The sequence below is a fragment of the Enterobacter cloacae complex sp. IR5459 genome (genome assembly GCF_049238005.1).
GTDB classification, from domain to species: domain Bacteria; phylum Pseudomonadota; class Gammaproteobacteria; order Enterobacterales; family Enterobacteriaceae; genus Enterobacter; species Enterobacter hormaechei_C.
The window spans coordinates 414,673-441,663 of the sequence record NZ_JBMKIG010000004.1 but is presented as its reverse complement, the minus strand read 5'-3'; the positions used below and the strand labels follow the sequence as shown (position 1 = coordinate 441,663).

Genomic DNA, 26,991 nt, shown 5'->3' with positions numbered 1-26,991 from the left:
CCCTCGTCTGGGGGGATGCTCTCCCGCCAGGCGATTTTCCTTTTCTTTTTCATTATTGATCTCTACCGGGTGACATCCGGGTTTCGCGCGCTCATTATAAAAGCAGTAGTCTTAATGGGGGTAATCTCATATGGAACAGCTGCGTGCTGAACTCAGCCATCTCCTTGGCGAAAAGCTAAGCCGGGTGGAATGCGTGAATGAAAAGGCCGATACCGCACTCTGGTCGTTGTATGACAGTCAGGGAAACCCCATGCCGCTGATGGCCAGAAGTTTTACCTCGCCGGGCGTCGCCAGACAGCTGGCCTGGAAAATGTCGATGCTTGCGCGGGAAGGGACTGTCCGTATTCCGACGGTCTACGGCGTGATGACCCATGAGGAGCATCCCGGCCCGGATGTTCTGCTTATCGAGCGTTTACGCGGGGTTTCTGTTGAAGCCCCGACGCGTACACCGGAGCGCTGGGAACAGCTGAAAGATCAGATTGTCGAGGCTCTGCTTGCCTGGCATCGGCAGGACAGCCGGGGTCTTGTTGGCGCGGTAGACAGCACCCAGGAAAACCTGTGGCCGCTGTGGTATCGCCAGCGTGTCGAAGTGCTGTGGGGCACGCTGAACCAGTTCAACAACACCGGCTTAACGATGCAGGACAAACGTATTCTGTTCCGCACCCGGGAATGTCTGCCGACGCTGTTTGAGGGTTTTAACGACAACTGCGTGCTGGTTCACGGCAACTTCACGCTACGCAGTATGCTTAAAGACTCGCGCAGCGACCAACTGCTGGCGATGGTCGGGCCGGGGATCATGCTCTGGGCGCCGCGCGAGTACGAACTGTTCAGGCTGAGCGAGGGCGGGGCGGCGGAAGATTTGCTCTGGCACTATCTTCAGCGCGCCCCCGTTGCGGAGGCCTTTCTCTGGCGACGCTGGCTCTATCTTCTCTGGGATGAGGTGGCGCAACTGGTCAACACCGGGCGCTTTAATCGCGCCAGTTTCGATCTGGCCGCAAAATCACTCCTGCCCTGGCTTGCCTGACGAACCCTTAAGCCACTGCCACAAGCGGCCAAGCGTCTCGTAGCCGACGCGGTCGCTGTGCATCAGCCATACCGGGGACGGGATTATCCGTTCCCACGGATTGAGCGGGGCGTCAATAGCCATCTGGTTTGCCGGAGCAGGAAGCGGATGCAGGCCCTGCTTCTCAAAGAAAATCATTGCGCGCGGCAGGTGTGAAGCAGAGGTCACCAGCAGGAACGGTACATCACCGATGGCCTGTTTCACCGCCGCCGCCTCTTCTTCGGTATCTTTTGGGCTATCCAGCGTGATGATGGCGGAACGCGGTACGCCAAGTGATTCAGCCACTCTTGCTCCTGCTTCAGCGGTACTGACCGGGTTGGTTTTTGCCGCAGCGCCCGTGAAGATCATCTTCGATCCAGGATTGGCCAGCCACAGGCGGATCCCCTCGTTCAGGCGCGGCAGGCTGTTGTTGATCAGGTTCGAGCTGGGCGCCCAGTTCGGATCCCAGGTATACCCGCCGCCCAGCACCACGATATAGCCCACCTTCTGATTTCCCTGCCACGTCGGGTAGGTGTTTTCAATCGGACGTAATAAACCGTCAGCGACCGGTTGCAGGCTGAGTAACAGCAGCGCCAGCCAGCCCACGGTAACAAGGGATTTACCGCTTTTCTGAAAGCGGCTAAACCATATCATTGCCAGCCCCAGCGCGATGAGAAGCAACAGCAGGGGAAGGGGAAGCATCATGCCTCCGATATATTTTTTTAGGGTAAAAAGCATCCTTTTTGGTTCCTTTTTTAACCATACAGCAGGCGATTGTCGGTGATATTACACCAGAGTGGTTCATTCTCCGCGCGGGTGTGACAAAATAGCGGTTTTGCAGTGAGTGGAACCCTCCCAATGCGGGATCGCAATTTTGATGACATCGCGGAAAAGTTTTCGCGCAACATTTATGGCACCACCAAAGGTCAGCTTCGTCAGACGATCCTCTGGCAGGATCTGGACAAGCTGCTGGCTGAATTCGGTGACCGACCGTTGCGCGTGCTGGATGCCGGCGGTGGGGAAGGTCAGACTGCAATTCTGATGGCGCAGCGGGGACATCACGTCACGCTTTGCGATCTTTCTGCCGAGATGGTTGCGCGCGCCGGGCGAGCGGCAGAAGAGAAAGGTGTGAGCGACAACATGCATTTTATACATTGCGCCGCTCAGGACATTCCGCAGCATTTGGAAACGCAGGTTGATCTGATATTGTTTCATGCTGTGCTCGAATGGATCGCCGAACCCCAGGCGATGTTAAAAACGCTGTGGTCGATGTTGCGCCCGGGCGGTGCGTTATCGCTGATGTTTTACAATGCCAACGGCCTGCTAATGCGAAACGTGCTGGTCGGCAATTTTGGCTACGTACAGCAGGGCATGTATAAAAAGAAACGACGCACGCTTTCACCGGATTTCCCCCGTGAACCGCAGCAGGTCTATGGCTGGCTGGAGGAGATCGGTTGGGAAATTACCGGCAAAACCGGCGTGAGGGTGTTTCATGATTATCTGCGTGATAAACAAAAACAGGATGACTGTTTAGACGCCTTAACAGAAATAGAGACGCGGTACTGCCGCCAGGAGCCTTATCTGAGCCTTGGCCGCTATATACACGTCACCGCGCGCAAGCCGCAGATGCAAGGATAATCTATGAGTGAATTTTCCCAGACAGTCCCCGAACTGGTTGCCTGGGCCAGGAAAAACGATTTCTCCATCTCGCTGCCGGTAGACAGACTCTCATTCCTGCTGGCGGTTGCGACGCTAAACGGCGAACGCCTGGATGGCGAAATGAGTGAAGGCGAACTGGTGGATGCGTTCCGCCACGTCAGTGATGCGTTTGAGCAAACCAGCGAAACCATTAGCGTGCGTGCCAACAACGCAATCAATGATATGGTGCGTCAACGTCTGCTGAACCGCTTTACCAGCGAGCAGGCGGAAGGAAACGCCATCTATCGTCTTACGCCATTGGGCATTGGCATTACCGACTATTACATCCGCCAGCGCGAATTTTCCACGCTGCGTCTCTCCATGCAGCTCTCTATTGTTGCAGGTGAGCTGAAGCGTGCCGCCGACGCGGCTGATGAAAACGGTGACGAATTCCACTGGCATCGCAACGTTTACGCGCCGCTGAAATACTCGGTCGCCGAGATTTTCGACAGTATCGATCTGACTCAACGTCTGATGGACGAACAGCAGCAGCAGGTGAAAGACGATATCGCTCAACTGCTTAATAAAGACTGGCGTGCGGCTATCTCCAGCTGTGAACTCTTGCTGTCAGAAACGTCCGGTACGCTGCGTGAGTTGCAGGATACGCTGGAGGCGGCGGGGGATAAGCTACAGGCCAATCTGCTGCGCATCCAGGACGCGACAATGGCGCACGACGATCTGCATTTTATCGACCGTCTGGTGTTTGATTTGCAGAGCAAGCTTGACCGTATTATCAGCTGGGGCCAGCAGTCAATCGACCTGTGGATCGGTTACGACCGCCACGTGCATAAATTTATCCGTACCGCCATCGATATGGATAAGAATCGCGTCTTTGCTCAACGTCTGCGCCAGTCGGTACAGACCTATTTCGATGCGCCGTGGGCGCTGACCTACGCCAACGCCGATCGTCTGCTGGATATGCGCGACGAAGAGATGGCGCTGCGCGATGAAGAGGTCACCGGTGAACTGCCGCCGGATCTGGAATACGAAGAATTTAACGAAATTCGCGAGCAGCTTGCGGCGATGATCGAAGAACAGCTCGCTGTCTACAAAACCAGACAAGCACCGCTGGATCTTGGCCTCGTGGTACGCGACTATCTGGCGCAGTATCCGCGCGCGCGCCACTTCGATGTTGCCCGCATTGTTGTAGACCAGGCGGTGCGCCTGGGCATCGCACAAGCCGATTTCACCGGACTGCCGCCGAAGTGGCAGCCGATTAACGATTACGGAGCCAAGGTACAGGCGCATGTCATTGACAAATATTGAACAAGTGATGCCAGTTAAGCTGGCACAGGCGCTGGCGAATCCGTTGTTTCCGGCGCTGGACAGCCAGCTGCGTGCCGGTCGTCACATTGGCCTTGACGAGCTGGATAATCACGCCTTTTTGATGGACTTTCAGGAGTACCTGGAAGAGTTTTACGCTCGCTATAACGTTGAGCTGATCCGCGCGCCGGAAGGGTTTTTCTACCTGCGTCCGCGCTCTACCACGCTTATTCCGCGCTCGGTGCTTTCCGAACTGGATATGATGGTCGGCAAAATTCTCTGCTACCTCTATCTCAGCCCGGAACGTCTGGCGAATGAAGGGATCTTCACCCAGCAGGAGCTTTACGATGAGCTGCTGTCGCTGGCGGATGAAAGCAAGCTGCTCAAGCTGGTGAATAACCGCTCAACGGGGTCCGATCTGGACCGTCAGAAATTACAGGAAAAAGTTCGCTCATCCCTTAACCGTCTACGCCGTCTGGGAATGGTCTGGTTCATGGGTCACGACAGCAGCAAGTTCCGCATCACCGAATCGGTCTTCCGTTTTGGCGCCGACGTGCGTGCGGGTGATGATGCGCGTGAAGCGCAGCTGCGCATGATACGTGACGGTGAAGCGATGCCGGTGGAAAACCATTTGCAGCTCAATGACGAGCACGAAGAGAATCAGCCGGATAGCGGGGAGGAAGAGTAATGATTGAACGCGGTAAATTTCGCTCACTGACGCTGATTAACTGGAACGGCTTCTTTGCCCGAACCTTCGATCTGGATGAGCTGGTGACAACGCTCTCCGGCGGTAACGGGGCGGGTAAATCCACCACCATGGCGGCCTTCGTGACGGCGCTGATACCTGACCTGACCCTGCTGCACTTCCGTAACACCACTGAAGCGGGCGCCACGAGCGGCTCTCGTGATAAAGGTCTGCACGGTAAGCTGAAAGCGGGCGTTTGTTATTCAGTGCTGGACGTGATCAACTCCCGCCATCAGCGCGTGGTTGTAGGCGTGCGTCTGCAACAGGTTGCCGGCCGCGATCGTAAAGTAGATATCAAACCGTTTGCGATCCAGGGGCTGCCTACCTCCGTACAGCCAACCGCGCTGCTGACGGAAACCCTGAATGAACGTCAGGCACGCGTCCTGACGCTCCAGGAGCTGAAAGACAAGCTGGAAGCTATCGAAGGCGTGCAGTTTAAGCAGTTTAATTCCATTACCGACTACCACTCTCTGATGTTCGATCTCGGCGTGGTAGCCCGTCGTCTGCGCAGCGCGTCAGATCGTAGTAAATACTACCGTCTGATTGAAGCCTCCCTGTACGGCGGTATCTCCAGCGCCATTACCCGCTCCCTGCGCGACTACCTGTTGCCGGAAAACAGCGGCGTGCGTAAGGCCTTCCAGGATATGGAAGCCGCGCTGCGTGAAAACCGCATGACGCTGGAAGCGATTCGCGTTACGCAGTCTGACCGGGACCTGTTTAAGCACCTGATCAGCGAAGCCACCAACTACGTGGCGGCGGACTATATGCGCCACGCCAACGAGCGCCGTATTCATCTCGATCAGGCGCTGGAGTATCGCCGCGAGCTGTTTACCTCCCGCAAACAGCTGGTGGCCGAGCAGTATAAGCATGTCGAAATGGCGCGCGAACTGGGCGAGCACAATGGTGCGGAAGGGGATCTGGAAGCCGATTACCAGGCGGCCAGCGATCATCTGAATCTGGTGCAGACCGCGCTGCGTCAGCAGGAAAAAATCGAGCGCTACGAAGCCGATCTTGATGAGCTGCAAATTCGTCTTGAAGAGCAAAATGAAGTGGTGGCCGAAGCTGCCGAATTGCAGGAAGAGAACGAAGCCCGCGCGGAAGCCGCCGAGCTGGAAGTGGATGAGCTGAAAAGCCAGCTCGCTGACTACCAGCAGGCGCTGGACGTGCAGCAGACGCGTGCGATTCAGTACAACCAGGCGTTGCAGGCGTTGCAGCGTGCCAAAGAGCTGTGCCATCTGCCGGACCTGACCCCGGAAAGCGCTGACGAATGGCTGGATACCTTCCAGGCCAAAGAGCAGGAAGCCACTGAGAAACTGCTTTCTCTCGATCAGAAAATGAGCGTGGCGCAAACGGCGCATAGCCAGTTTGAGCAGGCGTACCAGCTGGTGGTGGCGATTAACGGTCCGCTGGCGCGTAACGAAGCGTGGGACGTTGCCCGTGAGCTGCTGCGCGACGGCGTCAATCAACGCCATCTGGCCGAACAGGTGCAGCCGCTGCGCATGCGCCTGAACGAGCTGGAACAGCGTCTGCGTGAACAGCAGGAAGCCGAGCGTCTGCTGGCGGAATTCTGCAAGCGTCAGGGTAAAAATTACGATTTCGACGAGCTTGAGGCCCTGCATCAGGAACTGGAAGCGCGTATTGCGGCCCTGTCCGATACCGTATCGAATGCCAGCGAACAGCGCATGACGCTGCGTCAGGAGCTGGAACAGCTTCAGTCCCGTTCGACGACGCTCTTACAGCGTGCGCCGATCTGGCTGGCTGCACAAAGCAGCCTGAACCAGCTCAGCGAACAGTGTGGCCAGGAGTTTGCCTCCAGCCAGGACGTCACCGAATACATGCAACAGCTGCTGGAGCGTGAGCGTGAAGCGATTGTTGAGCGTGACGAAGTGGGCGCGCGCAAGCGTGACGTCGATGAGGAGATCGAGCGTTTAAGCCAGCCAGGCGGCTCAGAAGATCCGCGTCTGAATGCCTTAGCCGAGCGTTTCGGCGGCGTGCTGTTGTCTGAAATTTACGACGATGTTGGTCTGGACGATGCGCCGTACTTCTCCGCGCTGTACGGTCCATCCCGTAACGCGATTGTGGTGCCGGATCTGTCGCTGATTTCTGACCAGCTTGCAGGGCTGGAAGACTGCCCGGAAGATCTCTACCTCATCGAAGGAGATCCGCAGTCGTTTGATGACAGCGTATTCAGCGTTGACGAGCTGGAAAAAGCGGTGGTGGTGAAAATCGCCGATCGCCAGTGGCGCTATTCGCGCTTCCCGGAACTGCCGCTGTTTGGCCGCGCCGCGCGTGAAAGCCGCATTGAAAGCCTGCATGCCGAGCGCGAAACGCTTTCTGAACGTTTTGCGACCCTGTCGTTTGATGTACAAAAAACGCAGCGTCTGCATCAGGCGTTCAGCCGCTTTATCGGCAGCCATTTGGGCGTGGCCTTTGAGCCCGATCCGGAAGCCGAAATTCGCAAGCTCAACACCCGCCGCGGTGAGCTGGAGCGTGCGCTGGCTAGCCATGAAAATGACAACCAGCAGAGCCGCGTCCAGTTCGAGCAGGCGAAAGAGGGCGTTGCGGCGCTTAACCGCATTCTGCCACGCCTGAACCTGCTGGCGGACGATACGCTCGCCGACCGCGTGGATGAAATTCAGGAACGACTGGACGAGGCGCAGGAAGCCGCGCGCTTTGTGCAGCAGCACGGCAATCAGCTGGCGAAGCTGGAGCCGATGGTTTCCGTTCTCCAGAGCGACCCGGAACAGTTTGAACAGTTAAAAGAGGATTACGCCTGGTCACAGCAGGTGCAGCGCGAAGCGCGTCAGCAGGCGTTTGCCCTGACGGAAGTGGTGCAACGTCGCGCGCACTTCGGCTACTCCGATTCAGCAGAAATGCTGAGCGGGAACAGCGATCTTAATGAAAAGCTGCGCCAGCGCCTTGAGCAGGCGGAAGCGGAACGTACGCGCGCGCGCGAAGCGATGCGTACTCACGCCGCACAGCTGAGCCAGTACAGTCAGGTGATGGCGTCGTTGAAAAGCTCCTTCGACACCAAGAAAGAGCTGTTAAACGACCTGCATAAAGAGTTGCAGGACATTGGCGTGCGCGCCGACAGCGGTGCAGAAGAGCGGGCACGTATTCGCCGCGATGAGCTGCATGCTCAGCTCAGCAACAACCGTGCGCGTCGTAATCAGCTGGAAAAAGCGCTGACCTTCTGTGAAGCGGAGATGGACAACCTGACGCGTCGCCTGCGCAAGCTGGAACGTGACTATCACGAGATGCGCGAGCAGGTTGTGACCGCGAAGGCGGGCTGGTGCGCGGTGATGCGCATGGTGAAAGACAACAACGTGGAGCGTCGTCTGCACCGCCGCGAGCTGGCGTATCTGTCGGCCGATGAACTGCGTTCTATGTCGGATAAGGCGCTGGGCGCGCTGCGTCTGGCGGTGGCGGATAACGAACACCTGCGCGACGTGCTGCGCATGTCCGAAGATCCGAAGCGTCCTGAGCGCAAAATCCAGTTCTTCGTGGCGGTGTATCAGCACTTGCGCGAGCGTATCCGTCAGGACATCATCCGTACCGACGATCCGGTTGAAGCGATCGAACAGATGGAGATCGAGCTGGGCCGTCTGACGGAAGAGCTGACCTCCCGCGAGCAAAAGCTGGCAATCAGCTCCCGCAGCGTGGCGAATATTATTCGTAAAACCATTCAGCGCGAGCAGAATCGTATCCGTCAGCTGAACCAGGGCCTGCAAAGCGTGTCGTTTGGCCAGGTCAACAGCGTGAGGCTGAACGTGAACGTGCGCGAGGCGCACTCCACGCTGCTGGACGTGTTGTCTGAACAGCATGAGCAGCACCAGGATCTGTTCAACAGTAACCGCCTGACCTTCTCCGAAGCGCTGGCGAAGCTGTATCAGCGTCTGAATCCGCAGATTGACATGGGCCAGCGTACGCCGCAAACCATCGGCGAGGAGCTGCTGGACTACCGCAACTATCTGGAAATGGAAGTTGAGGTTAACCGTGGCTCAGACGGCTGGCTGCGCGCGGAATCCGGTGCGCTCTCTACCGGTGAAGCCATCGGTACCGGTATGTCGATTCTGGTGATGGTGGTGCAGAGCTGGGAAGATGAAGCGCGTCGTCTGCGCGGCAAAGACATCTCTCCATGTCGTCTGCTGTTCCTCGATGAAGCCGCGCGTCTCGACGCCCGCTCCATCGCCACGCTGTTTGAGCTTTGCGAGCGACTCGATATGCAGCTCATCATCGCGGCGCCGGAAAACATCAGTCCGGAAAAAGGGACAACCTATAAGCTGGTGCGTAAGGTGTTCCAGAACAGTGAACACGTGCACGTCGTGGGCCTGCGTGGTTTCGCCCCGCAGCCACCGGAGTCATTACCGGGCACGGCTGACGCCTCTTAACCTGGGGTGCGACAAATAGCGGCGCTCATGCGCCGCTTTTTTTATTCACTTAACTTGTGTTCAGGGCTGCGTTATCTTTAAACTTCTTTACATAAGGCAAGGCAGCAGCGTGTATGCCTTTCTATACTGAAGGAAAGCTCCAGAATACTGGGCATGTCGTGAAAAACAGGGGGCAAGGGATGTTGCTTAAGAAGAATCGTGGTCGTCAGCTGTCTGCGCTGAGTTTGTGCCTGACAGTGATGTTTGCTCCACTGTTTACCGCTCAGGCCGATGAGCCTGAAATTGTACCGACTGACAGCTCCGCGACGATGGGCGCGCAGCCGACGTCACTGTCACAACCGCTGGATCAGTCTCCGGCGACGGCCATCATGGCCGGCATTAAACCGCTGCCGGAAGGCATCGATACTGGATCATTACGTCAGCAGCTTATGACCGGGCTGCCCTCGGGCTATACTCCCGCTTATATTAACCAGCTCACGCTGCTTTACGCTGCGCGCGATATGAAACCGATGTGGGAAAATCGCGAGGCGGTACGTGCCTTCCAGCAGCAGCTGGCTGAAGTGGCGATTGCAGGTTTTCAGCCGCAGTTCACGACCTGGGTTGAACTCCTGACCGATCCTGCCGTGACCGGACAAGCGCGTGACGTGGTGCTGTCTGATGCCATGATGGGCTACTTACAATTTGTTGCGGGGATTTCGGTGAACGGCAACCGCTGGTTATACAGCAGTAAGCCGTACAAGCTGGCGACGCCTGCGCTGTCCGTCATTAACCAGTGGCAGCTGTCGCTGGATAACGGCGAACTGCCGCGCTTTATCGCAAGCCTTGCGCCTGCCCATCCGCAGTATGCCACGATGCATCAGTCGCTTCTTGAGCTGGTTGCGGATTCCCGCCCGTGGCCTCAGCTGCGCGGCACCACAACGCTGCGTCCGGGGCAGTGGAGCAGCGATGTGCCTGCGATCCGCGAAATTATGAAACGCTCCGGCATTCTCGACAGCGGCCCTAAAATTGCACTGCCCGGTGACGAGACGCAAAATGCGGTCGTCAGCCCGTCGGCGCCGGTAAAAGAGAAAACCGCCGTTGCGTTGAGCAATAAGCCCGCCGCTTACGATCGCGAGCTGGTCGCCGCAGTGAAGCAGTTCCAGGCCGCGCAGGGGCTGGGCGCTGACGGCGTGATTGGTCCATCTACTCGCGACTGGCTGAACGTCTCTCCGGCCCAGCGGGCTGGAGTGCTGGCGTTGAATATCCAGCGCTTGCGCTTGCTGCCGGGCACGTTATCCACCGGCATTATGGTCAACATTCCGGCGTACTCCCTGGTCTACTATCAGGACGGTAGTGAAGTGCTGGCGTCCCGCGTGATTGTCGGCCGACCTGACCGTAAAACGCCAATGATGAGCAGCGCGCTGAATAACGTGGTGGTTAACCCGCCGTGGAACGTGCCGCCGACGCTGGCGCGCAAAGATATTCTGCCTAAGGTCTGGAATGACCCGGGTTATCTGGAGCGACATAACTATACGGTGATGCGTGGCTGGAACAGCAAAGAAGCGATTGACCCCTGGATGGTGGACTGGTCAACGATTACGCCTTCGAACCTGCCGTTCCGTTTCCAGCAGGCACCGGGCGCACATAACTCGCTGGGACGTTACAAATTCAATATGCCAAGTTCGGACGCAATCTATCTGCATGATACCCCGAACCATAATTTGTTCCAGAAAGACGCACGCGCGCTCAGCTCCGGCTGTGTCCGCGTGAACAAGGCCTCTGAGCTGGCGAATATGCTGTTGCAGGATGCAGGCTGGAACGATACGCGGATATCAGATGCGCTGAAGCAGGGAGATACGCGTTATGTCAATATCCGCCACAATATTCCGGTCAATCTTTACTATCTGACGGCGTTTGTAGGGGCAGACGGACGTACCCAGTATCGTACAGATATTTACAATTATGATCTGACAGCGCGATCCGGCGCACAAATTTTGCCAAAAGCGGAACAATTAATCAGGTAAATGAAGTAGTTCGGTAAAAATGATTGTCGTAAGTTATGGTGAATATGAGGCGATCTGGCTGCAAGCCGCGTATTTACTGGGGTTGGGCGCCTTGACGTAACAGGTTTTGCCAGTTATGGTGCCCTTCGTGCGCTAAGCATATTGACAATTTCTTTTACCTGTAGACCTGATTATCATGGACAAATTTGACGCTAATCGCCGCAAATTGCTGGCGTTAGGTGGCGTTGCGCTGGGCGCAGCAGCCATCCTTCCGACGCCAGCATTTGCCACCCTCTCGACACCTCGTCCGCGTATTTTAACGCTCAACAATCTGCATACTGGTGAGACGCTTAAAGCGGAATTTTTCGATGGCAGAGGCTATATTCAGGATGAATTAGCAAGACTCAACCATTTTTTCCGTGATTTCCGCGCGAATAAAATCAAAGCCATCGACCCTGGATTATTCGATCAGCTTTACCGCTTGCAGGGACTGCTGGGGACCAAAAGGCCGGTGCAGCTCATCTCTGGCTATCGCTCTCTGGATACCAACAATGAACTGCGTGCCCACAGCCGTGGGGTAGCGAAAAAAAGCTATCACACCAAAGGGCAGGCGATGGATTTCCATATTGAGGGCGTTTCGTTAGCCAATATTCGCAAAGCGGCGTTATCTATGCGCGCAGGTGGTGTAGGATACTACCCACGTAGCAACTTTGTGCATATTGATACCGGGCCGGTTCGGCACTGGTAATAACGAAACACAGGAGCAGTATGAACTATCGTATTATTCCGGTTACCGCGTTCTCACAGAACTGTTCATTGATCTGGTGTGAACAAACTAAACTGGCCGCGCTTGTTGATCCCGGTGGCGACGCTGAGACAATCAAGCAGGAAGTCGCTGCCAGCGGTGTAACGCTGATGCAGATTTTACTCACCCATGGCCATCTCGACCATGTGGGTGCAGCGGCTGAACTGGCTGAATACTACGGTGTGCCGATTATCGGCCCGGAAAAAGAAGATGAGTTCTGGCTACAGGGATTACCTGCTCAAAGCCGTATGTTTGGCCTGGAAGACTGTCAGCCACTGACACCGGACCGCTGGCTGAACGAAGACGATCGCGTTAACGTAGGGAATGTAACTTTACAGGTGTTGCATTGCCCCGGACATACGCCCGGCCATATTGTCTTCTTTGATGACGTGTCGCGTCTGCTGATTTCCGGTGACGTGATTTTCAAAGGGGGCGTAGGACGCAGTGATTTCCCACGCGGCGATCACGGTCAGCTGATTCAGTCGATTAAGCAGAAGTTATTACCGTTAGGTGATGATGTGACGTTTATCCCTGGACACGGACCAATGTCAACGCTGGGGGATGAGCGGTTGCATAACCCGTTCCTTCAGGATGAAATGCCTGTCTGGTAAACCCGGTAAAATAAAAAAGCCTGCACGATGCAGGCTTTTTTTTAGGGATGCAGGTTACAGCACCGCGACAATGGCTTCGCACAGCGGCGCCATGTTGTCAGGCGTCATACCTGCAACGTTCACGCGGCCAGATGCAACGGCATACACGCCAAACTCTTCACGCAGGCGCAGCACCTGCTCTTTGGTCAGGCCGCTGAAGGAGAACATGCCGTTCTGCTTGATGATGAAGCTGAAGTCACGGTCAGCGCCTTTCTCAGCCAGCGTGTTCACAAACAGCAGACGCATGCGCTGAATGCGCTGACGCATATCGTTCAGCTCTTGTTCCCAGATGGCGCGCAGCGCATCGTTGCTCAGGATCGTCGCGACCACAGACGCACCGTGTGCCGGTGGGTTGGAGTAGTTAGCGCGGATCACGGACTTCATCTGGCTGAATGCGCGATCGACGGTTGCTTCGTCAGCAGCCACCAGCGTACAGGCGCCGACACGCTCGTTATACAGACCAAAGTTCTTGGAATAGGAGCTTGCGACTATCAACTCTTGATGCACGGCGGCGAATGCACGCAGACCTTCTGCATCTTCTTCCAGACCACGGGCAAAGCCCTGGTAAGCGAAGTCAAACAGCGGCAGCCAGCCTTTTTCAACGGACAGCTTAGCCAGCTGTTCCCACTGCTCAAGCGTAGGATCGATACCGGTTGGGTTATGGCAGCAACCGTGGAACAGCACCACATCGCCCGCCTGGGCTTCGCTCAGGCTGGCCAGCAGGCCGTCGAAATCCAGCGCGTGGCTGGCTGCGTCGTAGTAGGCGTATTCACGCACTTCCAGACCCGCAGAATTAAACACGCTCTTATGGTTCGGCCAGCTTGGATTGCTTACCCACACACGCTTCACAGAAGTGTTTTTCGCCAGGAAATCTGCCGCCACGCGCAGTGCGCCGGTACCGCCTGGGGTCTGCGCCGTGCGGGCGCGTTTTTCGCTCACAATGGTGCTGCCTTTGCCGAACAGCAGCTCCTGGGTGCAGCGACCAAATTCAGGGATACCATCAATACCGAGGTAGTTTTTGGTGGTTTCGTTTTCCAGCAGATACTGCTCAGCTTTTTTGACGCTGGTCAGTACCGGAGTTTTGCCGGTTTCATCTTTATATACACCAATACCCAGGTTGATTTTGCCAGGGCGGTCGTCGGCACGAAACAGATCGGCCAGGCCCAGAATTGGGTCGGCAGGAGCGGCAGTAATGTTCTCAAACATGACGAAGTTCCATTGTGATTACAGAAGTGAAATCCGCTATCAGGTTAACGGTAGATTTACAAAATGCCAACCGTTTGCGACGAAAAGCGTGCGGCTTTTCAAAAGTCGCTATTATTTTCTCTCAGGAATAAAAAAACAGGGCCGAAGCCCTGTTCATTAAGCATATAACAACGAGGTGTGCTGATTAGAACTGGTAAACCAGACCCAGAGCCACGATGTCGTCGTTGTTGATGCCCAGCTTGTTGTCGTCTTTCAGCTGGTTGATCTGATAGTCAACATAGGTAGACATGTTTTTGTTGAAGTAGTATGTCGCACCAACGTCGATGTAGTTGATGTAGTCTTCGTCACCGATACCTTCTACGTCTTTCGCTTTAGATTTGTAGTAAGCGATGGATGGACGCAGACCGAAATCGAACTGGTACTGAGCGACAACAGAGAAGTCCTGAGACTTGTTAGCGAAACCACGGCTGCCCAGACGCGCTGCGTTACGCATTTCGCCATAAATAGCTGCCAGGTAGATGTTGTTCGCGTCATATTTCAGGCCGGTTGCCCACTGTTCAGCTTTGTCGCCTTTACCCCATTCCAGCGTCTGCTGGTTGTTGGTACGGTCAGCGGCGCCATAAGCACCCACAATGCCGAAGCCTTCGAAATCATAGCTCAGTGAGGTTGCCCAGCCGTCGCCGTTGGAACGTACTGCATCAGTACGCTCGTTTTTGCCCAGGTATTGAACACCAAAGTTCAGACCGTCAACCAGGCCGAAGAAGTTGCTGTTACGGTACGTCGCCAGGCCACCGGTACGGCCAGAGAAGAAGTTATCGCTCGCGCCGGTGTCGCCACCGAACTCAGGGAGCATATCGGTGATGCCGATTGCATCATAGACCAGACCGTAGTTACGACCGTAGTCGAAGGAGCCTGCGTCACCGAATTTCAGACCTGCGAATGCCAGACGGGTTTTGTTGCCGTTCTGTGCATCGCCACCTTCAGAGTTGTTACCCTGGAAGTTGTATTCCCACTGACCGTAGCCAGTCAGCTGATCGTTGATCTGAGTTTCGCCTTTGAAGCCCAGACGTGCGTAAGTGTTGTCGCCATCATTGCTGTCGTTATCGGAGAAGTAATGCAGGCCGACTGCTTTCCCGTAAAGATCTAATTTGTTGCCGTCTTTGTTATAGATTTCAGCAGCGTTTGCTGCACCGGCTACCAGCAGGGCAGGGACTACCACTGCCAGGATATTGCGCTTCATCATTATTTATTACCCTCATTGGTTTTTTTATGACACTCGCCACTGCCGTCAATAAATTCTGTCAATAAATATTTCCGGAACTATTGATGAGAGTTAGGTGTCTTTATGTGTCTGACAGGCATCTTTCCATTCATAGAACCGTTTCGCTACACTGAAAGTGCTACAATCTTCAAGATTCAGTTACCAAAAGAAAATATATGTAACTAAATGTGTAATTTTGGGAACTTTGTGAAGCACCTCAAACTTCAGCGCTATCTGGTGAATTAAACCTCCGCTTTATTCTTATATATATGATTTCCTTATGTTTAATTTAGCTAAAGGCCTTTCGTATAAACAGAAGTTAAACGGCTCATTATTTCTTATAATCGACAAAAGCCATCCAGATGGCTGTGAGGGTGGTTGTTTTTTGTGCTATTGCGTAAGGAATGTATTAAGCGCCATAAAAATGGGGTTATTTTTTTGTCTCAGGATATTTCGTGGAAACAAAACGTAACAGGTAGGGGTAATCGCGGGGTTGTGGTTTAAATACGCTTACTTTTGACTGACGAAAACTGACATTGCAGGATAAAATAATGGCCAGCATTTGCTGGCCATTAAGGATTTGGTCGGTTAGAAACTTGCGTTACGCGGTGTGCGTGGGAACGGAATCACATCACGTACGTTCTGAACACCTGTTACGTAAGCAATCAGACGTTCAAAGCCAAGGCCAAAGCCGGAGTGCGGGACGGTGCCGTAGCGACGGAGATCGCGATACCAGCTGTAGTCCGCCGGGTTCAGACCCATCTCCTGCATACGCGCGTCCAGCACATCCAGGCGCTCTTCACGCTGGGAGCCACCGATAATCTCACCGATGCCCGGCGCCAGCACGTCCATCGCGGCAACGGTTTTACCGTCTTCGTTAAGACGCATATAGAACGCCTTAATGTCTTTCGGATAATTTTTCACCACAACCGGTGCTTTGAAGTGCTTCTCTGCCAGATAACGTTCGTGCTCGGAGGAGAGATCCACGCCCCAGTAAACCGGGTTTTCGAATTTCTCACCGCATTTTTCCAGGATAGCGACCGCGTCGGTGTAATCCACCTGCGCGAAGTCTGCGGAGACGAAGCGCTCAAGACGGGCGATGGCGTCGTTATCGACACGCTCAGCGAAGAATTTCATGTCGTCTGCGCGCTCTTCGAGAACCGCTTTGAACACGTATTTCAGCATCGCTTCTGCCAGGCCTGCCACGTCATTCAGATCGGCAAAGGCCACTTCCGGCTCCAGCATCCAGAATTCCGCCAGGTGACGGCTGGTGTTGGAGTTTTCCGCACGGAAGGTTGGGCCGAAGGTATAGATCTTAGACAGCGCACAGGCGTAGGTTTCGCCGTTCAGCTGGCCAGAAACCGTCAGGAAGGCTTCTTTACCAAAGAAGTCTTTGTCGTAATCCACTTTACCTTCCGGCGTACGCGGCAGGTTTTCCATATCCAGCGTTGAAACGCGGAACATTTCACCTGCGCCTTCGGTATCGGATGCCGTGATCAGCGGAGTAGAAACCCAGAAGTAACCCTGCTCGTCAAAGAAGCGATGCAGCGCCTGCGCCAGCGTATGACGCACGCGGGCAACCGCACCAATCAGGTTGGTGCGCGGACGCAGGTGCGCAACTTCACGCAGATATTCGATGCTGTGACGCTTTGCAGCCATCGGATAGGTGTCCGGATCTTCAACCCAGCCGGTCACTTCCACCGAGGTCGCCTGAATTTCGTAGCTCTGACCCTGGCCCGGAGAGGCCACCACAACACCGGTGACGATCACGGAACAGCCGGTTGTCAGGTGCAGAACGTCATCATTGTAATTGGGCAGAGAATTATTAATGACGGCCTGTACAGGATCAAAGCAGGAACCGTCATAGACGGCGAGGAAGGAGATGCCAGCTTTAGAATCTCGGCGAGTACGCACCCATCCGCGCACGGTGACCTCCTGGTCAACGGCGACACGGCCCTGGAGTACGTCGGCTACAGGCACAACGCTCATAATATTCTCTCTGTTAATAGTCGGAAAAAATAAACACTTGTCCGCCCTTATAGGGGGGATATCTATGTTACCTGCCATCCGCTATCAGACAAGTAAATTTCACCGTCTTGAGAGAAGAAATAAGAAATAAATAAGAGAAGGGGAGCCATGAAGGCCCCCCCGAAGCCGTTAACTGGCTTTTTTAACCTGAGGCAGATCGAAGGCTTTACGTAATGCGCGGACAAACGCTTTGTCATGGCAGATGGTTTTGCCAGGGCTGTCGGAGAGCTTCGCGACCGGCTTACCGTTACATTCCACCAGTTTTATGACGATGTTCAGCGGTTTCACCTGAGGGATATCACAGGTTAACCGCGTACCAATCCCGAAACTCAGGTTCACCCGCGATGAGAAATGGCGATAAAGGTCGACGGCTTTTGCCAGGTCAAGGTTATCGGAGAAGACCAGCACCTTACTCATTGGGTCGATACCCAGCTTTTCGTAATGGGCGATGGCTTTCTCACCCCATTCAACCGGGTCCCCGGAATCATGGCGTAACCCCTGGTAGCGTTCGGCAAACTCAGGGCCAAAGTCGCGCAGGAACGCGTCCATGGTAATGCAGTCGGTAAGGGCAATACCCAGCCGATCCGGGTATTCCTCTAGCCACGCGGCGAGGGCGGCGCGCTGGCTGTTGGCAAGGTCAGGGCTGATCTGCTGGTGCGCCTGGAACCATTCGTGCGCCTGGGTGCCCATCGGCGTTAAATCAAGGCGACGTGCCAGATCGTAGTTACTGGTGCCAACGAACCACGGCTCCTGTTGCAGACGTCTGACAATGGCTTCCTGAACCTCGCGAGAGAAGCGGCGGCGCGTGCCAAAGTCCATCAGACGGAAGCGGGACATATCCAGCCCTTCGGTCAGTCTGGAAAACTCAACGAGTTTATTCTCCAGAGCGGCGACCGCCTGCGTCACACCGGTTTCAGGGGAGCGATAGCGGTGGGCCAGCTCGCTGATCACGGCCAGAAGCGGCACTTCCCACATGATCACCTCGCGCCACGGGCCGGTCAGACGAATGTCCAGCTTGCCGTTATCATTGGTGACGGTGACCTGTTCCGGCTTATAGCGGAACTCACGCAGCCAGTTAAGATAGTCCGCTTTGAAGAAAGGCAGGCCTGAAAGCCACTGATATTCGTCATCGGTGAGCGCCAGATGCTGCATGGCCTCGACCTGTTCACGAATGGAATCTGCGTAGATACCCAGCAAGTCGTCACCCCGGCAGCGAAATTCCGCCGCAACATGGACATCATGATAGTGGTGAAACACGGCTTGCTGCATATGCAGCTTGTACGCGTCGGTATCCAGCAACGTATGCAGAACCGGAGAAGCGAATTGAGTCATAGGTGCGCTGTAGCATCCTCTCACGGGAGCGTTTAGTACAATAAACAACTCCGGAGTATACCCTGTTTAGTGATTTATTGAACCCCGATCACAACATAAGCACACTTTATGGTCGAGAGCATTTCGTGCCCCGTGTTATAAAAATGTAGCTAAAAAGGGCGTTGTGCCTGAAAAGATGAACATTCTGCATAGCGCGTTTTACACAACAGGAATATATTGAATCGTTACTCGACAAACGATGCATAAGGTTTTCTATGACACAACAGCCACAAGCTAAATACCGCCACGACTACCGTGCGCCGGAATACCTGATAAGCGATATCGATCTGACTTTCGACCTGGATGCCACAAAAACCGTCGTGACGGCGGTAAGCCAGGTGACGCGCCAGAGCGCGACAGCCGTGCCGCTGCGTCTGGATGGTGAAGACCTGATGCTGGTTTCCCTGCATATTAACGATGAAGCCTGGTCAGACTATAAAGAAGAAGGCAACCAGCTGGTCATCGACAACCTGCCGGAACGCTTTACCCTGCGCATCGTGAATGAAATTAGCCCTGCCGCCAATACCGCGCTGGAAGGGCTTTACCAGTCAGGCGTAGCCCTGTGTACCCAGTGTGAAGCCGAAGGTTTCCGCCACATTACCTGGTATCTTGATCGCCCGGACGTCCTGGCGCGCTTTACCACCAAAATTATTGCCGACAAAACGCTGTACCCGTACCTGCTCTCCAACGGCAACCGGATTGGCGAGGGGGAACTGGAGAATGGCCGTCACTGGGTACAGTGGCAGGATCCGTTCCCTAAACCCTGCTATCTGTTTGCGCTGGTAGCGGGAGATTTCGATGTTCTTCGCGACACCTTTAAAACGCGCTCTGGCCGTGAAGTCGCGCTGGAGCTGTTCGTGGACCGTGGCAACCTTGACCGCGCACCGTGGGCAATGACCTCTCTCATCAACTCCATGAAGTGGGATGAAACGCGCTTTGGTCTCGAATATGACCTCGATATCTATATGATTGTTGCTGTCGATTTCTTCAACATGGGCGCGATGGAGAATAAAGGTCTTAACATCTTTAACTCCAAATACGTGCTGGCGCGTACCGATACCGCCACGGATAAAGATTACCTCGATATCGAACGCGTTATCGGCCACGAATATTTTCACAACTGGACCGGGAACCGCGTCACCTGTCGCGACTGGTTCCAGCTGAGCCTGAAAGAGGGCTTAACCGTCTTCCGCGATCAGGAGTTCAGCTCCGATCTGGGATCGCGGGCGGTGAACCGCATCAACAACGTGCGCACTATGCGTGGTCTGCAATTTGCAGAAGATGCCAGCCCAATGGCCCACCCGATCCGCCCGGATAAAGTCATTGAGATGAATAACTTCTACACCCTGACGGTGTATGAAAAAGGCGCTGAAATTATCCGCATGATCCACACCCTGCTGGGCGAAGAGAATTTCCAGAAAGGGATGCAGCTTTACTTCGAGCGTCACGACGGCAGTGCGGCCACCTGCGACGATTTCGTCCAGGCGATGGAGGACGCCTCTAACGTGGATCTGTCTCATTTCCGCCGCTGGTACAGCCAGGCCGGTACGCCGATCGTGACGGTCAAAGACGACTACAACCCGGAAACCGAGCAGTACACGCTGACCATCAGCCAGCGCACGCCGCCAACGGCCGAGCAGGAAGAGAAACATCCGCTGCACATTCCGTTCAGCGTTGAGCTGTACGACAACGAAGGCAACGTGATCCCGTTACAGAAGGGCGGTCACCCGGTGCATAACGTGCTGAACGTGACCCAGGCAGAGCAGACCTTTATCTTCGATAACGTCTATTTCCAGCCCGTTCCCGCCCTGCTGTGCGAATTCTCCGCGCCGGTGAAACTCGAATACAAGTGGAGCGATCAGCAGCTGACGTTCCTGATGCGTCACGCGCGCAACGATTTCTCGCGCTGGGATGCGGCACAAAGTCTGCTGGCGACCTACATCAAGCTGAACGTCAACCGTTACCAGCAGGGCCAGCCGTTGACGCTGCCGGTTCATGTGGCAGACGCGTTCCGTGCCATCCTGCTGGATGAGAACATTGACCCGGCGCTGGCGGCTGAAATTTTAACGCTGCCGTCTGCGACTGAAATCGCCGAGCTGTTTGACATCATTGATCCGATTGCCATCGTCGCCGTGCGTGAAGCGCTGACCCGCACGCTGGCGACCGAACTGGCAGATGAGTTCCTCGCCATTTACAACGCCAACAAGCTGGACGCGTATCAGGTGGAACATGCGGATATCGGTAAACGTTCCCTGCGCAATACCTGCCTGCGCTATCTGGCGTTTGGTGAGGCAGAGCTGGCGAACACGCTGGTCAGCAAGCAGTACCACGAAGCCGATAACATGACGGATGCCCTGGCCGCGCTGGCTGCAAGCGTTGCCGCCGAGCTGCCGTGCCGCGATGCGCTGATGCAGGAGTACGACGACAAGTGGTATCAGGATGGTCTGGTGATGGACAAGTGGTTCATCCTTCAGGCCACCAGTCCGGCAGCCGATGTACTCAGCAAAGTAGGTAGCCTGCTGAAGCACCGTTCGTTCACCATGAGCAACCCGAACCGCGTCCGCTCTCTGATTGGTGCCTTCGCCAGCAGCAACCCGGCCGCGTTCCATGCCGAAGACGGCAGCGGTTATCAGTTCATGGTTGAAATGCTGACCGAGCTGAACAGCCGTAACCCGCAGGTGGCGTCTCGTCTGATTGAGCCGCTGATCCGCCTGAAACGTTACGATGCGCAGCGTCAGGCGAAAATGCGCGCCGCGCTTGAGCAGCTGAAAGGGCTGGAAAATCTGTCTGGCGATCTGTACGAGAAGATTGCTAAGGCCTTAGCGTAATAAAAAAATTGCCCGGTGGGCAGGTAAAAGCAAAACGGCAACCTCGGTTGCCGTTTTTAGTTTTTTCTCCCTCTCCCTGTGGGAGAGGGCCGGGGTGCGGGCATCAGGCATTAGCTTTAATCAACACCCGTTCACTTACCCCACGCTTCATCACCCGATCCAGCACTTCGGCTTCCAGCTCCCCCAGTCGGGCCGATCCCACGCGGCGAGGACGCGGAATATCTACCGTCAGATCCAGACCAATTTTACCTTCTTCTATTAACAGCACCCTGTCTGCCATTGCCACGGCTTCACTGACATCATGCGTCACCAGCAGCACCGTAAAGCCGTGCGTCTGCCATAGGGTTTCAATCAGATCCTGCATTTCGATCCGCGTCAGGGCATCAAGCGCGCCGAGCGGTTCATCAAGCAGCAGCAGGCCGGGACGATGAATCAGCGCGCGTGCCAGCGCTACGCGCTGCTTTTGTCCACCCGACAGGGCCGCAGGCCACTCTCCCGCGCGATTCTCCAGCCCTACCGCAGCGAGTGCCTGCCGGGCGTCCTCCCGCCAGCTGCCCTTCAGGCCCAGCCCGACGTTATCCATCACCGTTTTCCACGGCAGCAGACGCGCATCCTGAAACATCATGCGCGTATCATCCTGAATCGTGGCCAGCGGCGTAGTGCCTGCCAGAATGTCACCGCTGTTTGGCGCTTCCAGCCCGGCTAAAAGACGCAGCAGGGTACTCTTGCCGCCACCGCTGCGGCCGACAACGGCCACGAACTGTCCGGCAGGAATGTGCAGATCCAGTGCATTCAGAATGGTGTTGTCGCCGTAGCGTTTGGTCACGCCGTTCAGCAGTAACGGTGTTCCCTGGTTCAGTCGTGCAGTATTCATGCTTTCGCCTCCTGAGCGGTGTAGGCCGGGTTCCAGCGCAGCCAGCTACGTTCCAGCCACTGGGCGCTGACGTCCGCAAGTTTGCCGAGCAGGGCATAAAGGACAATGGCAACCACCACCACGTCCGTTTGCAGGAACTCGCGGGCGTTCATCGCCAGATAACCAATGCCGGAGTTAGCCGAAATGGTTTCCGCCACGATCAGGGTTAGCCACATCAGGCCGAGCGCAAAACGCACCCCAACCATAATGGAGGGCAGGGCGCCCGGCAGGATCACATGGGTAAACAGGGCAAAACCTGACAGGCCATAGCTGCGGGCCATCTCAACCAGACCGCGATCGATATTGCGGATCCCATGCCAGGTATTGATATAAATCGGGAATAACGTTCCCAGCGCCACGAGGAAAATTTTGGCGCTCTCATCAATGCCAAACCACAAAATAACCAGCGGGATAAGCGCCAGATGCGGCACGTTACGCAGCATCTGAACGGAGGTATCCAGCAGCCGCTCACCCCAGCGGGACAGGCCGCTGATCAGCCCCAGCGTCAGGCCGATGCTTCCGCCAATCGAAAAGCCGATTACCGCGCGCCAGGAGCTGATGGCAAGATGTTGCCACAGCTCACCGCTGGCGCTGAGCGACCAGAACGCTTCCACAACGCCCTCCGGAGAGGGCAAAATGCGGCTCGACAGCCAGCCAGTTGAAGACGCCAGTTGCCAGACGAGGACAATGCCGACGGGCAGAAACCACGGCGCGGCGCGCAGTAGCCATTTTTGTGCGGTTGCAGACATGGTGGCTCCTTAGCTTTGCGCGACTTTTCTCGGGATAAACGCGTTCGCCACGGCTTCGCCCTGTAACTGAAGCTGGCGTGGCTGCGGAATTTCCGGGATAGCGACATCCAGGTGCGGAAACAGCAGTTCACCCACCTTGTACGCCTCCTCCAGATGCGGGTAGCCAGACAGGATAAAGCTGTCGATCCCCAGCGCCGCGTATTCATTAATGCGTGCCGCTACGGTTGGACCGTCGCCGACCAGCGCCGTGCCGGCGCCGCCGCGCACCAGACCCACCCCGGCCCACAGGTTCGGGCTGATCTCAAGATTTTCACGCTTGCCGTTGTGCAGGGAGGCCATCCGGTGCTGGCCCACGGAGTCGGTTTTGGCAAACGCCGCCTGTGCTTTAGCGATAGTATCGTCGTCCAGATGAGCGATCAGACGGTCGGCGGCTTGCCAGGCCTCGTCGTTGGTTTCGCGGACGATCACGTGCAGGCGAATACCAAAGCGTACCGTACGGCCATGCTCTGCGGCTTTAGCGCGTACCTGAGCAATTTTCTCTTTCACCAGCTCCGGTGGCTCGCCCCAGGTCAGATAGAGATCGACCTGCTCGGCCGCCAGCTCCTGCGCCACGTCCGACGATCCGCCAAAATAGAGGGGAGGGCGCGGCTGCTGTACCGGCGGGAAGTAGAGCTGCGCATCGCGAACGTGGATATGTTTCCCTTCGAAGGTGACGGTTTCCCCTTCCAGCAGACGTCGCCAGACGCGGGTGAACTCTGCGGAGGCTTCATAGCGTTCGGTATGATCGAGGAAAACGCCATCCCCCGCCAGCTCCTGCGGATCGCTGCCCGTCACAAGGTTGAATAGCGCACGGCCGTTGGAAAGCCTGTCCAGCGTTGCCGCCTGACGCGCCGCGACGGTGGGCGACACCACGCTCGGGCGCAAGGCTACCAGGAATTTCAGGCGCTGGGTGACGGGGATCATTGACGCGGCAACCAGCCACGCATCCTCACATGAACGGCCCGTCGGGATCAGCACCCCGGTAAAACCGATGCGGTCTGCCGCCTGGGCGATCTGCTGTAGGTAGCCGTGATCGACCGGGCGGGCGCCTTCTTCTGTGCCAAGATAGTGTCCATCACCGTGGGTGGGTAAAAACCAGAAAAGATTCAGACTCATGATTTTTTTCCTTCAATGCCAGCGGGTTGCCAGATGCGTTCGCGAATATTCACCTGCTTTGGAACCAGGCGGTTTTGATAAAAGAGGTCTGCCGTTTGCTGCTGGAGAGCGGCAACGTGGGCGTCAACCGGTGCTATGGTGGTGGGAGGACGGTGGTCAAGATAGGTGGCGATCACCGGTTCAGGCAGGCCCATGGTTTTTGCCAGCAGCGTGATGCTCTGCTGACGCTGGCTTTGGGTCAGCGCATCGGCCTGAGAGAAGGTATCCAGCACCTGCTGAATAAATGCGCCATTTTTCTCAGCGTAAGGACGTGCCGCCAGGTAGAACGAACCGGTCTGCTTCAGGGTGGTGCCGTCTTTCAGCACCCGCACACCGCCCTGCAACAGTGCGGCGGAGTAATACGGATCCCAGATAGCCCAGGCATCAACATTTTTTTGCTGAAACGCCGCGCGCGCATCGGCAGGCGTCAGGTAAACGGGCTGGATATCGGTGAATTTAAGGCCGGCCTCCTGCAACGCGCGCAGCAGCAGGTTGTGGGAGCTGGATCCTTTCTGGAAAGCAACCTTATGGCCTTTGAGGTCGGCGACGCTTTTGATCTCGCTGTTTTCCGGCACCAAAATAACCTCTGCCTTCGGCTTGGCGGGCTCAACGCCAACGTAAACCAGATCCGCCCCGGCAGCCTGCGCAAAGATCGGCGGGATATCGCCTGTGCTGCCTAAATCAATACTCCCGACGTTCAGCGCCTCCAGCATCTGTGGTCCGGCAGGGAACTCGACCCATGAGAATTTGGTCTCCGGGAAACGCTTCTCCAGCAACGCATGGCTTTTCGCCAGCACCATGCTGACGCTGCCTTTCTGATAACCGATACGCAGGCTCTCCGGCGCTTTCTCCGTCGCCTGAGCCAGCGACGCCACTGCCAGCAGACCTGCCAGCCCGATACGGGTAACTGTTTTAAACATGCGCCACTCCTTGTGATTGATGAAATGCCGCCGCGTGGCGATCCCGACGATTCAGGGCGTGCCAGAAGGTTTCAAGCGCGCTGTCGAGGCGGGTTTGCAGATTCGGCGTGAAATGCGGTTTATGCTGGTAGTCGATTACCTGTGAGTCGTCAGCGAAGACGCCATGCAGGATCTCCTGTGCTTTCAGCGCGTTCAGAACCGGCTTGAGGGCATAATCCACCGCCAGTAAATGGGCTACCGTACCGCCTGTGGCCAGCGGCAGGACGACCTTACCGTCCAGCGCACGTTCGGGCAGCAGATCGAGGAGCGTTTTCAGTGCGCCGGAAAAAGAAGCTTTATAAATCGGTGTCGCGACGACCAGCCCGTCAGCACTCTTAAGTTGTTCGATCAGGGTTTTCAGCGCCGGGCTGTCGAAACGGGCGTAGAGCAGATCTTCAGGCGCGAAATTGTGCAAATTCCAGTGACACACTTCGACATCCAGAGCATTAAGCTTTTCGCGAGCGTATTCCAGCAGTGCGCTGGAGCGAGAGGGGAAGCGGGGGCTTCCGGCCAGGGTAATGACGCGCATGGTTGCTCCTTATAACTAATTGTTTGCTTTTATCTAACATTCATAACAATTTTCAGGAGTGTGACATTGCGTGGTTATTCCACTAAATGATTTATCCTCAGGATGAATGCAGAAAAATGCATAAGAAGCGAACCGATAAGTAAACGATTGCGTTTTACGTGGCTTTTTTGCCACAGGTCAATTCCCTTTCCGGGCGGGATCGCACATAATCCCCTCCCGGTTTGCACACCGGGAATCCAGGAGAGTTCATGTACTACCCCTTCGTTCGTAAAGCCCTTTTCCAGCTCGATCCTGAGCGCGCTCATGAATTTACATTTCAGCAGTTACGCCGTATTACAGGAACGCCTCTGGCCGCGCTGGTGCGTCAAAACGTGCCGGAAAAACCAGTTCAGTGCATGGGCCTGACTTTCAAAAATCCACTGGGCCTGGCGGCCGGTCTGGACAAAAATGGCGAATGCATTGATGCACTCGGTGCGATGGGCTTTGGCTCGATCGAAATCGGGACGGTAACGCCGCGTCCGCAGCCGGGAAATGACAAGCCACGTCTGTTTCGCCTGGTTGAAGCCGAAGGGCTGATCAACCGCATGGGCTTTAATAACCTTGGCGTCGATCATCTGGTTGAGAACGTTAAGAAAGCCCATTTTGATGGCGTGCTGGGTATAAATATTGGCAAAAATAAAGACACGCCGGTCGAGCAGGGTAAAGATGACTATCTGATTTGTATGGAAAAAGTCTATGCCTATGCCGGTTATATTGCGGTGAATATTTCCTCGCCTAACACCCCAGGGCTGCGTTCATTACAATATGGCGAAGCGCTCGACGATCTTCTTAGCGCCATTAAAAATAAACAAACGGCGCTACAGGCGATCCACCATAAATATGTTCCGGTCGCGGTTAAGATCGCCCCGGATCTTTCGGCAGAAGAATTGATCCAGGTTGCCGACAGTTTAGTTCGCCATAATATTGATGGTGTGATTGCGACCAATACGACACTCGATCGCTCTCTCGTTCAGGGAATGAAAAACTGTGACGAAGCGGGTGGATTAAGTGGCCGTCCGGTACAATTAAAAAGCACCGAATTTATTCGCGCACTCTCCGCGGAATTAAAAGGCCAGCTGCCGATTATTGGCGTGGGTGGCATTGACTCCGTCATCGCTGCACGTGAGAAGATGGCGGCAGGCGCATCGCTGGTGCAAATTTATTCCGGCTTTATTTTTAAAGGGCCGCCGCTGATTAAAGAAATCGTCACGCATATCTAATCTTTTCTCTTAATCAGACAACCAGGGCTTTATTTCCAGCCCTGGTTGTTTTATATTCCGTCATTGTTGCTTATTTAGACATTATAGTCTTTTATTACTAGTGTTATAAGCGAAGCGG

Annotated in this window: 20 protein-coding genes; 10 read left to right on the top strand and 10 right to left on the bottom strand. The window is 55.5% G+C overall.

The genetic code is table 11. The features are described from left to right. The first annotated feature begins 130 nt into the window (after positions 1-130). The gene (locus ACOTX4_RS11610) at positions 131-1,024 is read left to right on the top strand and encodes a YcbJ family phosphotransferase (protein WP_023315757.1); all 894 of its coding nucleotides are present in this window, start codon (positions 131-133) and stop codon (positions 1,022-1,024) included. Here the strand turns inward: ACOTX4_RS11610 and elyC are convergent. Next, positions 1,001-1,780 (bottom strand): envelope biogenesis factor ElyC, encoded by a 780-nt coding sequence (gene elyC, locus ACOTX4_RS11605; protein ID WP_003858214.1) that lies wholly within the window; start codon positions 1,778-1,780, stop codon positions 1,001-1,003. The genes ACOTX4_RS11610 and elyC overlap by 24 nt on opposite strands. A 120-nt stretch (positions 1,781-1,900) precedes the next feature. Between elyC and cmoM the strand changes: the two genes are divergently transcribed. The 7 genes from cmoM (at position 1,901) to ACOTX4_RS11570 (ending at position 12,537) form a co-directional block, all read left to right on the top strand. Next, positions 1,901-2,680 carry a tRNA uridine 5-oxyacetic acid(34) methyltransferase CmoM gene (cmoM, locus tag ACOTX4_RS11600; RefSeq protein ID WP_003858212.1) on the top strand — a complete coding sequence of 260 codons (780 nt, stop codon included), beginning with the start codon at positions 1,901-1,903 and terminating at the stop codon, positions 2,678-2,680. Between the two features lie 3 nt (positions 2,681-2,683). Continuing rightward, complete coding sequence (gene mukF, locus ACOTX4_RS11595; RefSeq protein ID WP_015570962.1) at positions 2,684-4,006, top strand: chromosome partition protein MukF; 1,323 nt, start codon at positions 2,684-2,686, stop codon at positions 4,004-4,006. Further along, complete coding sequence (gene mukE, locus ACOTX4_RS11590; protein ID WP_003858208.1) at positions 3,987-4,691, top strand: chromosome partition protein MukE; 705 nt, start codon at positions 3,987-3,989, stop codon at positions 4,689-4,691. Before mukF ends, mukE begins: the two co-directional genes overlap by 20 nt. Then, positions 4,691-9,139 (top strand): chromosome partition protein MukB, encoded by a 4,449-nt coding sequence (gene mukB, locus ACOTX4_RS11585; protein ID WP_032657945.1) that lies wholly within the window; start codon positions 4,691-4,693, stop codon positions 9,137-9,139. The genes mukE and mukB overlap by 1 nt, the downstream gene beginning before the upstream one ends. A 179-nt stretch (positions 9,140-9,318) precedes the next feature. Continuing rightward, a complete protein-coding gene (ldtD, locus tag ACOTX4_RS11580; RefSeq protein ID WP_003858203.1) occupies positions 9,319-11,142 on the top strand; it encodes a L,D-transpeptidase in 1,824 nt (607 codons plus the stop codon). 175 nt (positions 11,143-11,317) lie between these two features. After that, positions 11,318-11,869: a YcbK family protein gene (locus ACOTX4_RS11575; protein WP_003858202.1), complete on the top strand. Its 552-nt coding sequence runs from the start codon at positions 11,318-11,320 to the stop codon at positions 11,867-11,869. Positions 11,870-11,889: 20 nt separating this feature from the next. Next, on the top strand, positions 11,890-12,537 hold the full coding sequence (locus ACOTX4_RS11570) for an MBL fold metallo-hydrolase (RefSeq protein ID WP_022650729.1): 648 nt from the start codon (positions 11,890-11,892) through the stop codon (positions 12,535-12,537). A gap of 54 nt (positions 12,538-12,591) precedes the next feature. Here ACOTX4_RS11570 and ACOTX4_RS11565 read toward each other — a convergent pair whose 3' ends face one another. The 4 genes from ACOTX4_RS11565 to pncB all read right to left on the bottom strand — a co-directional run bounded on the left by ACOTX4_RS11565 (position 12,592) and on the right by pncB (position 18,403). Beyond that, positions 12,592-13,782, bottom strand: a complete 1,191-nt coding sequence (locus ACOTX4_RS11565; RefSeq protein ID WP_003858198.1) for an amino acid aminotransferase — start codon at positions 13,780-13,782, stop codon at positions 12,592-12,594. Between the two features lie 184 nt (positions 13,783-13,966). Then, positions 13,967-15,025, bottom strand: coding sequence for a porin OmpF (gene ompF, locus ACOTX4_RS11560; protein WP_022650730.1), 1,059 nt, complete (start codon positions 15,023-15,025; stop codon positions 13,967-13,969). Positions 15,026-15,631: 606 nt separating this feature from the next. Beyond that, positions 15,632-17,032 (bottom strand): asparagine--tRNA ligase, encoded by a 1,401-nt coding sequence (gene asnS / locus ACOTX4_RS11555; RefSeq protein WP_003858191.1) that lies wholly within the window; start codon positions 17,030-17,032, stop codon positions 15,632-15,634. Between the two features lie 168 nt (positions 17,033-17,200). After that, positions 17,201-18,403, bottom strand: a complete 1,203-nt coding sequence (gene pncB / locus ACOTX4_RS11550; protein ID WP_003858188.1) for a nicotinate phosphoribosyltransferase — start codon at positions 18,401-18,403, stop codon at positions 17,201-17,203. 254 nt (positions 18,404-18,657) lie between these two features. Between pncB and pepN the strand changes: the two genes are divergently transcribed. Next, complete coding sequence (gene pepN / locus ACOTX4_RS11545) at positions 18,658-21,270, top strand: aminopeptidase N (protein ID WP_421635378.1); 2,613 nt, start codon at positions 18,658-18,660, stop codon at positions 21,268-21,270. Between the two features lie 103 nt (positions 21,271-21,373). Here the strand turns inward: pepN and ssuB are convergent, their stop codons facing one another. Genes ssuB through ssuE form a run of 5 tightly spaced genes read right to left on the bottom strand, consistent with a single transcriptional unit; the run spans position 21,374 to position 25,614 of the window. Next, positions 21,374-22,144, bottom strand: a complete 771-nt coding sequence (gene ssuB / locus ACOTX4_RS11540) for an aliphatic sulfonates ABC transporter ATP-binding protein (protein WP_023324411.1) — start codon at positions 22,142-22,144, stop codon at positions 21,374-21,376. Further along, positions 22,141-22,932, bottom strand: coding sequence for an aliphatic sulfonate ABC transporter permease SsuC (gene ssuC / locus ACOTX4_RS11535; protein ID WP_032608965.1), 792 nt, complete (start codon positions 22,930-22,932; stop codon positions 22,141-22,143). The genes ssuB and ssuC overlap by 4 nt, the downstream gene beginning before the upstream one ends. A 9-nt stretch (positions 22,933-22,941) precedes the next feature. Beyond that, the gene (gene ssuD, locus ACOTX4_RS11530) at positions 22,942-24,087 is read right to left on the bottom strand and encodes an FMNH2-dependent alkanesulfonate monooxygenase (RefSeq protein ID WP_017384817.1); all 1,146 of its coding nucleotides are present in this window, start codon (positions 24,085-24,087) and stop codon (positions 22,942-22,944) included. Then, entirely contained in the window at positions 24,084-25,046 is a 963-nt protein-coding gene (locus ACOTX4_RS11525) for a sulfonate ABC transporter substrate-binding protein (RefSeq protein ID WP_032657957.1), read from the bottom strand. Before ACOTX4_RS11525 ends, ssuD begins: the two co-directional genes overlap by 4 nt. Further along, positions 25,039-25,614 carry an NADPH-dependent FMN reductase gene (gene ssuE / locus ACOTX4_RS11520; protein WP_003858180.1) on the bottom strand — a complete coding sequence of 192 codons (576 nt, stop codon included), beginning with the start codon at positions 25,612-25,614 and terminating at the stop codon, positions 25,039-25,041. The genes ACOTX4_RS11525 and ssuE overlap by 8 nt, the downstream gene beginning before the upstream one ends. Before the next feature lie 248 nt (positions 25,615-25,862). Here ssuE and pyrD point away from each other — a divergent pair, with 248 nt between their 5' ends. Then, positions 25,863-26,873, top strand: coding sequence for a quinone-dependent dihydroorotate dehydrogenase (gene pyrD / locus ACOTX4_RS11515; RefSeq protein ID WP_045331476.1), 1,011 nt, complete (start codon positions 25,863-25,865; stop codon positions 26,871-26,873). Positions 26,874-26,991: the final 118 nt, after the last annotated feature.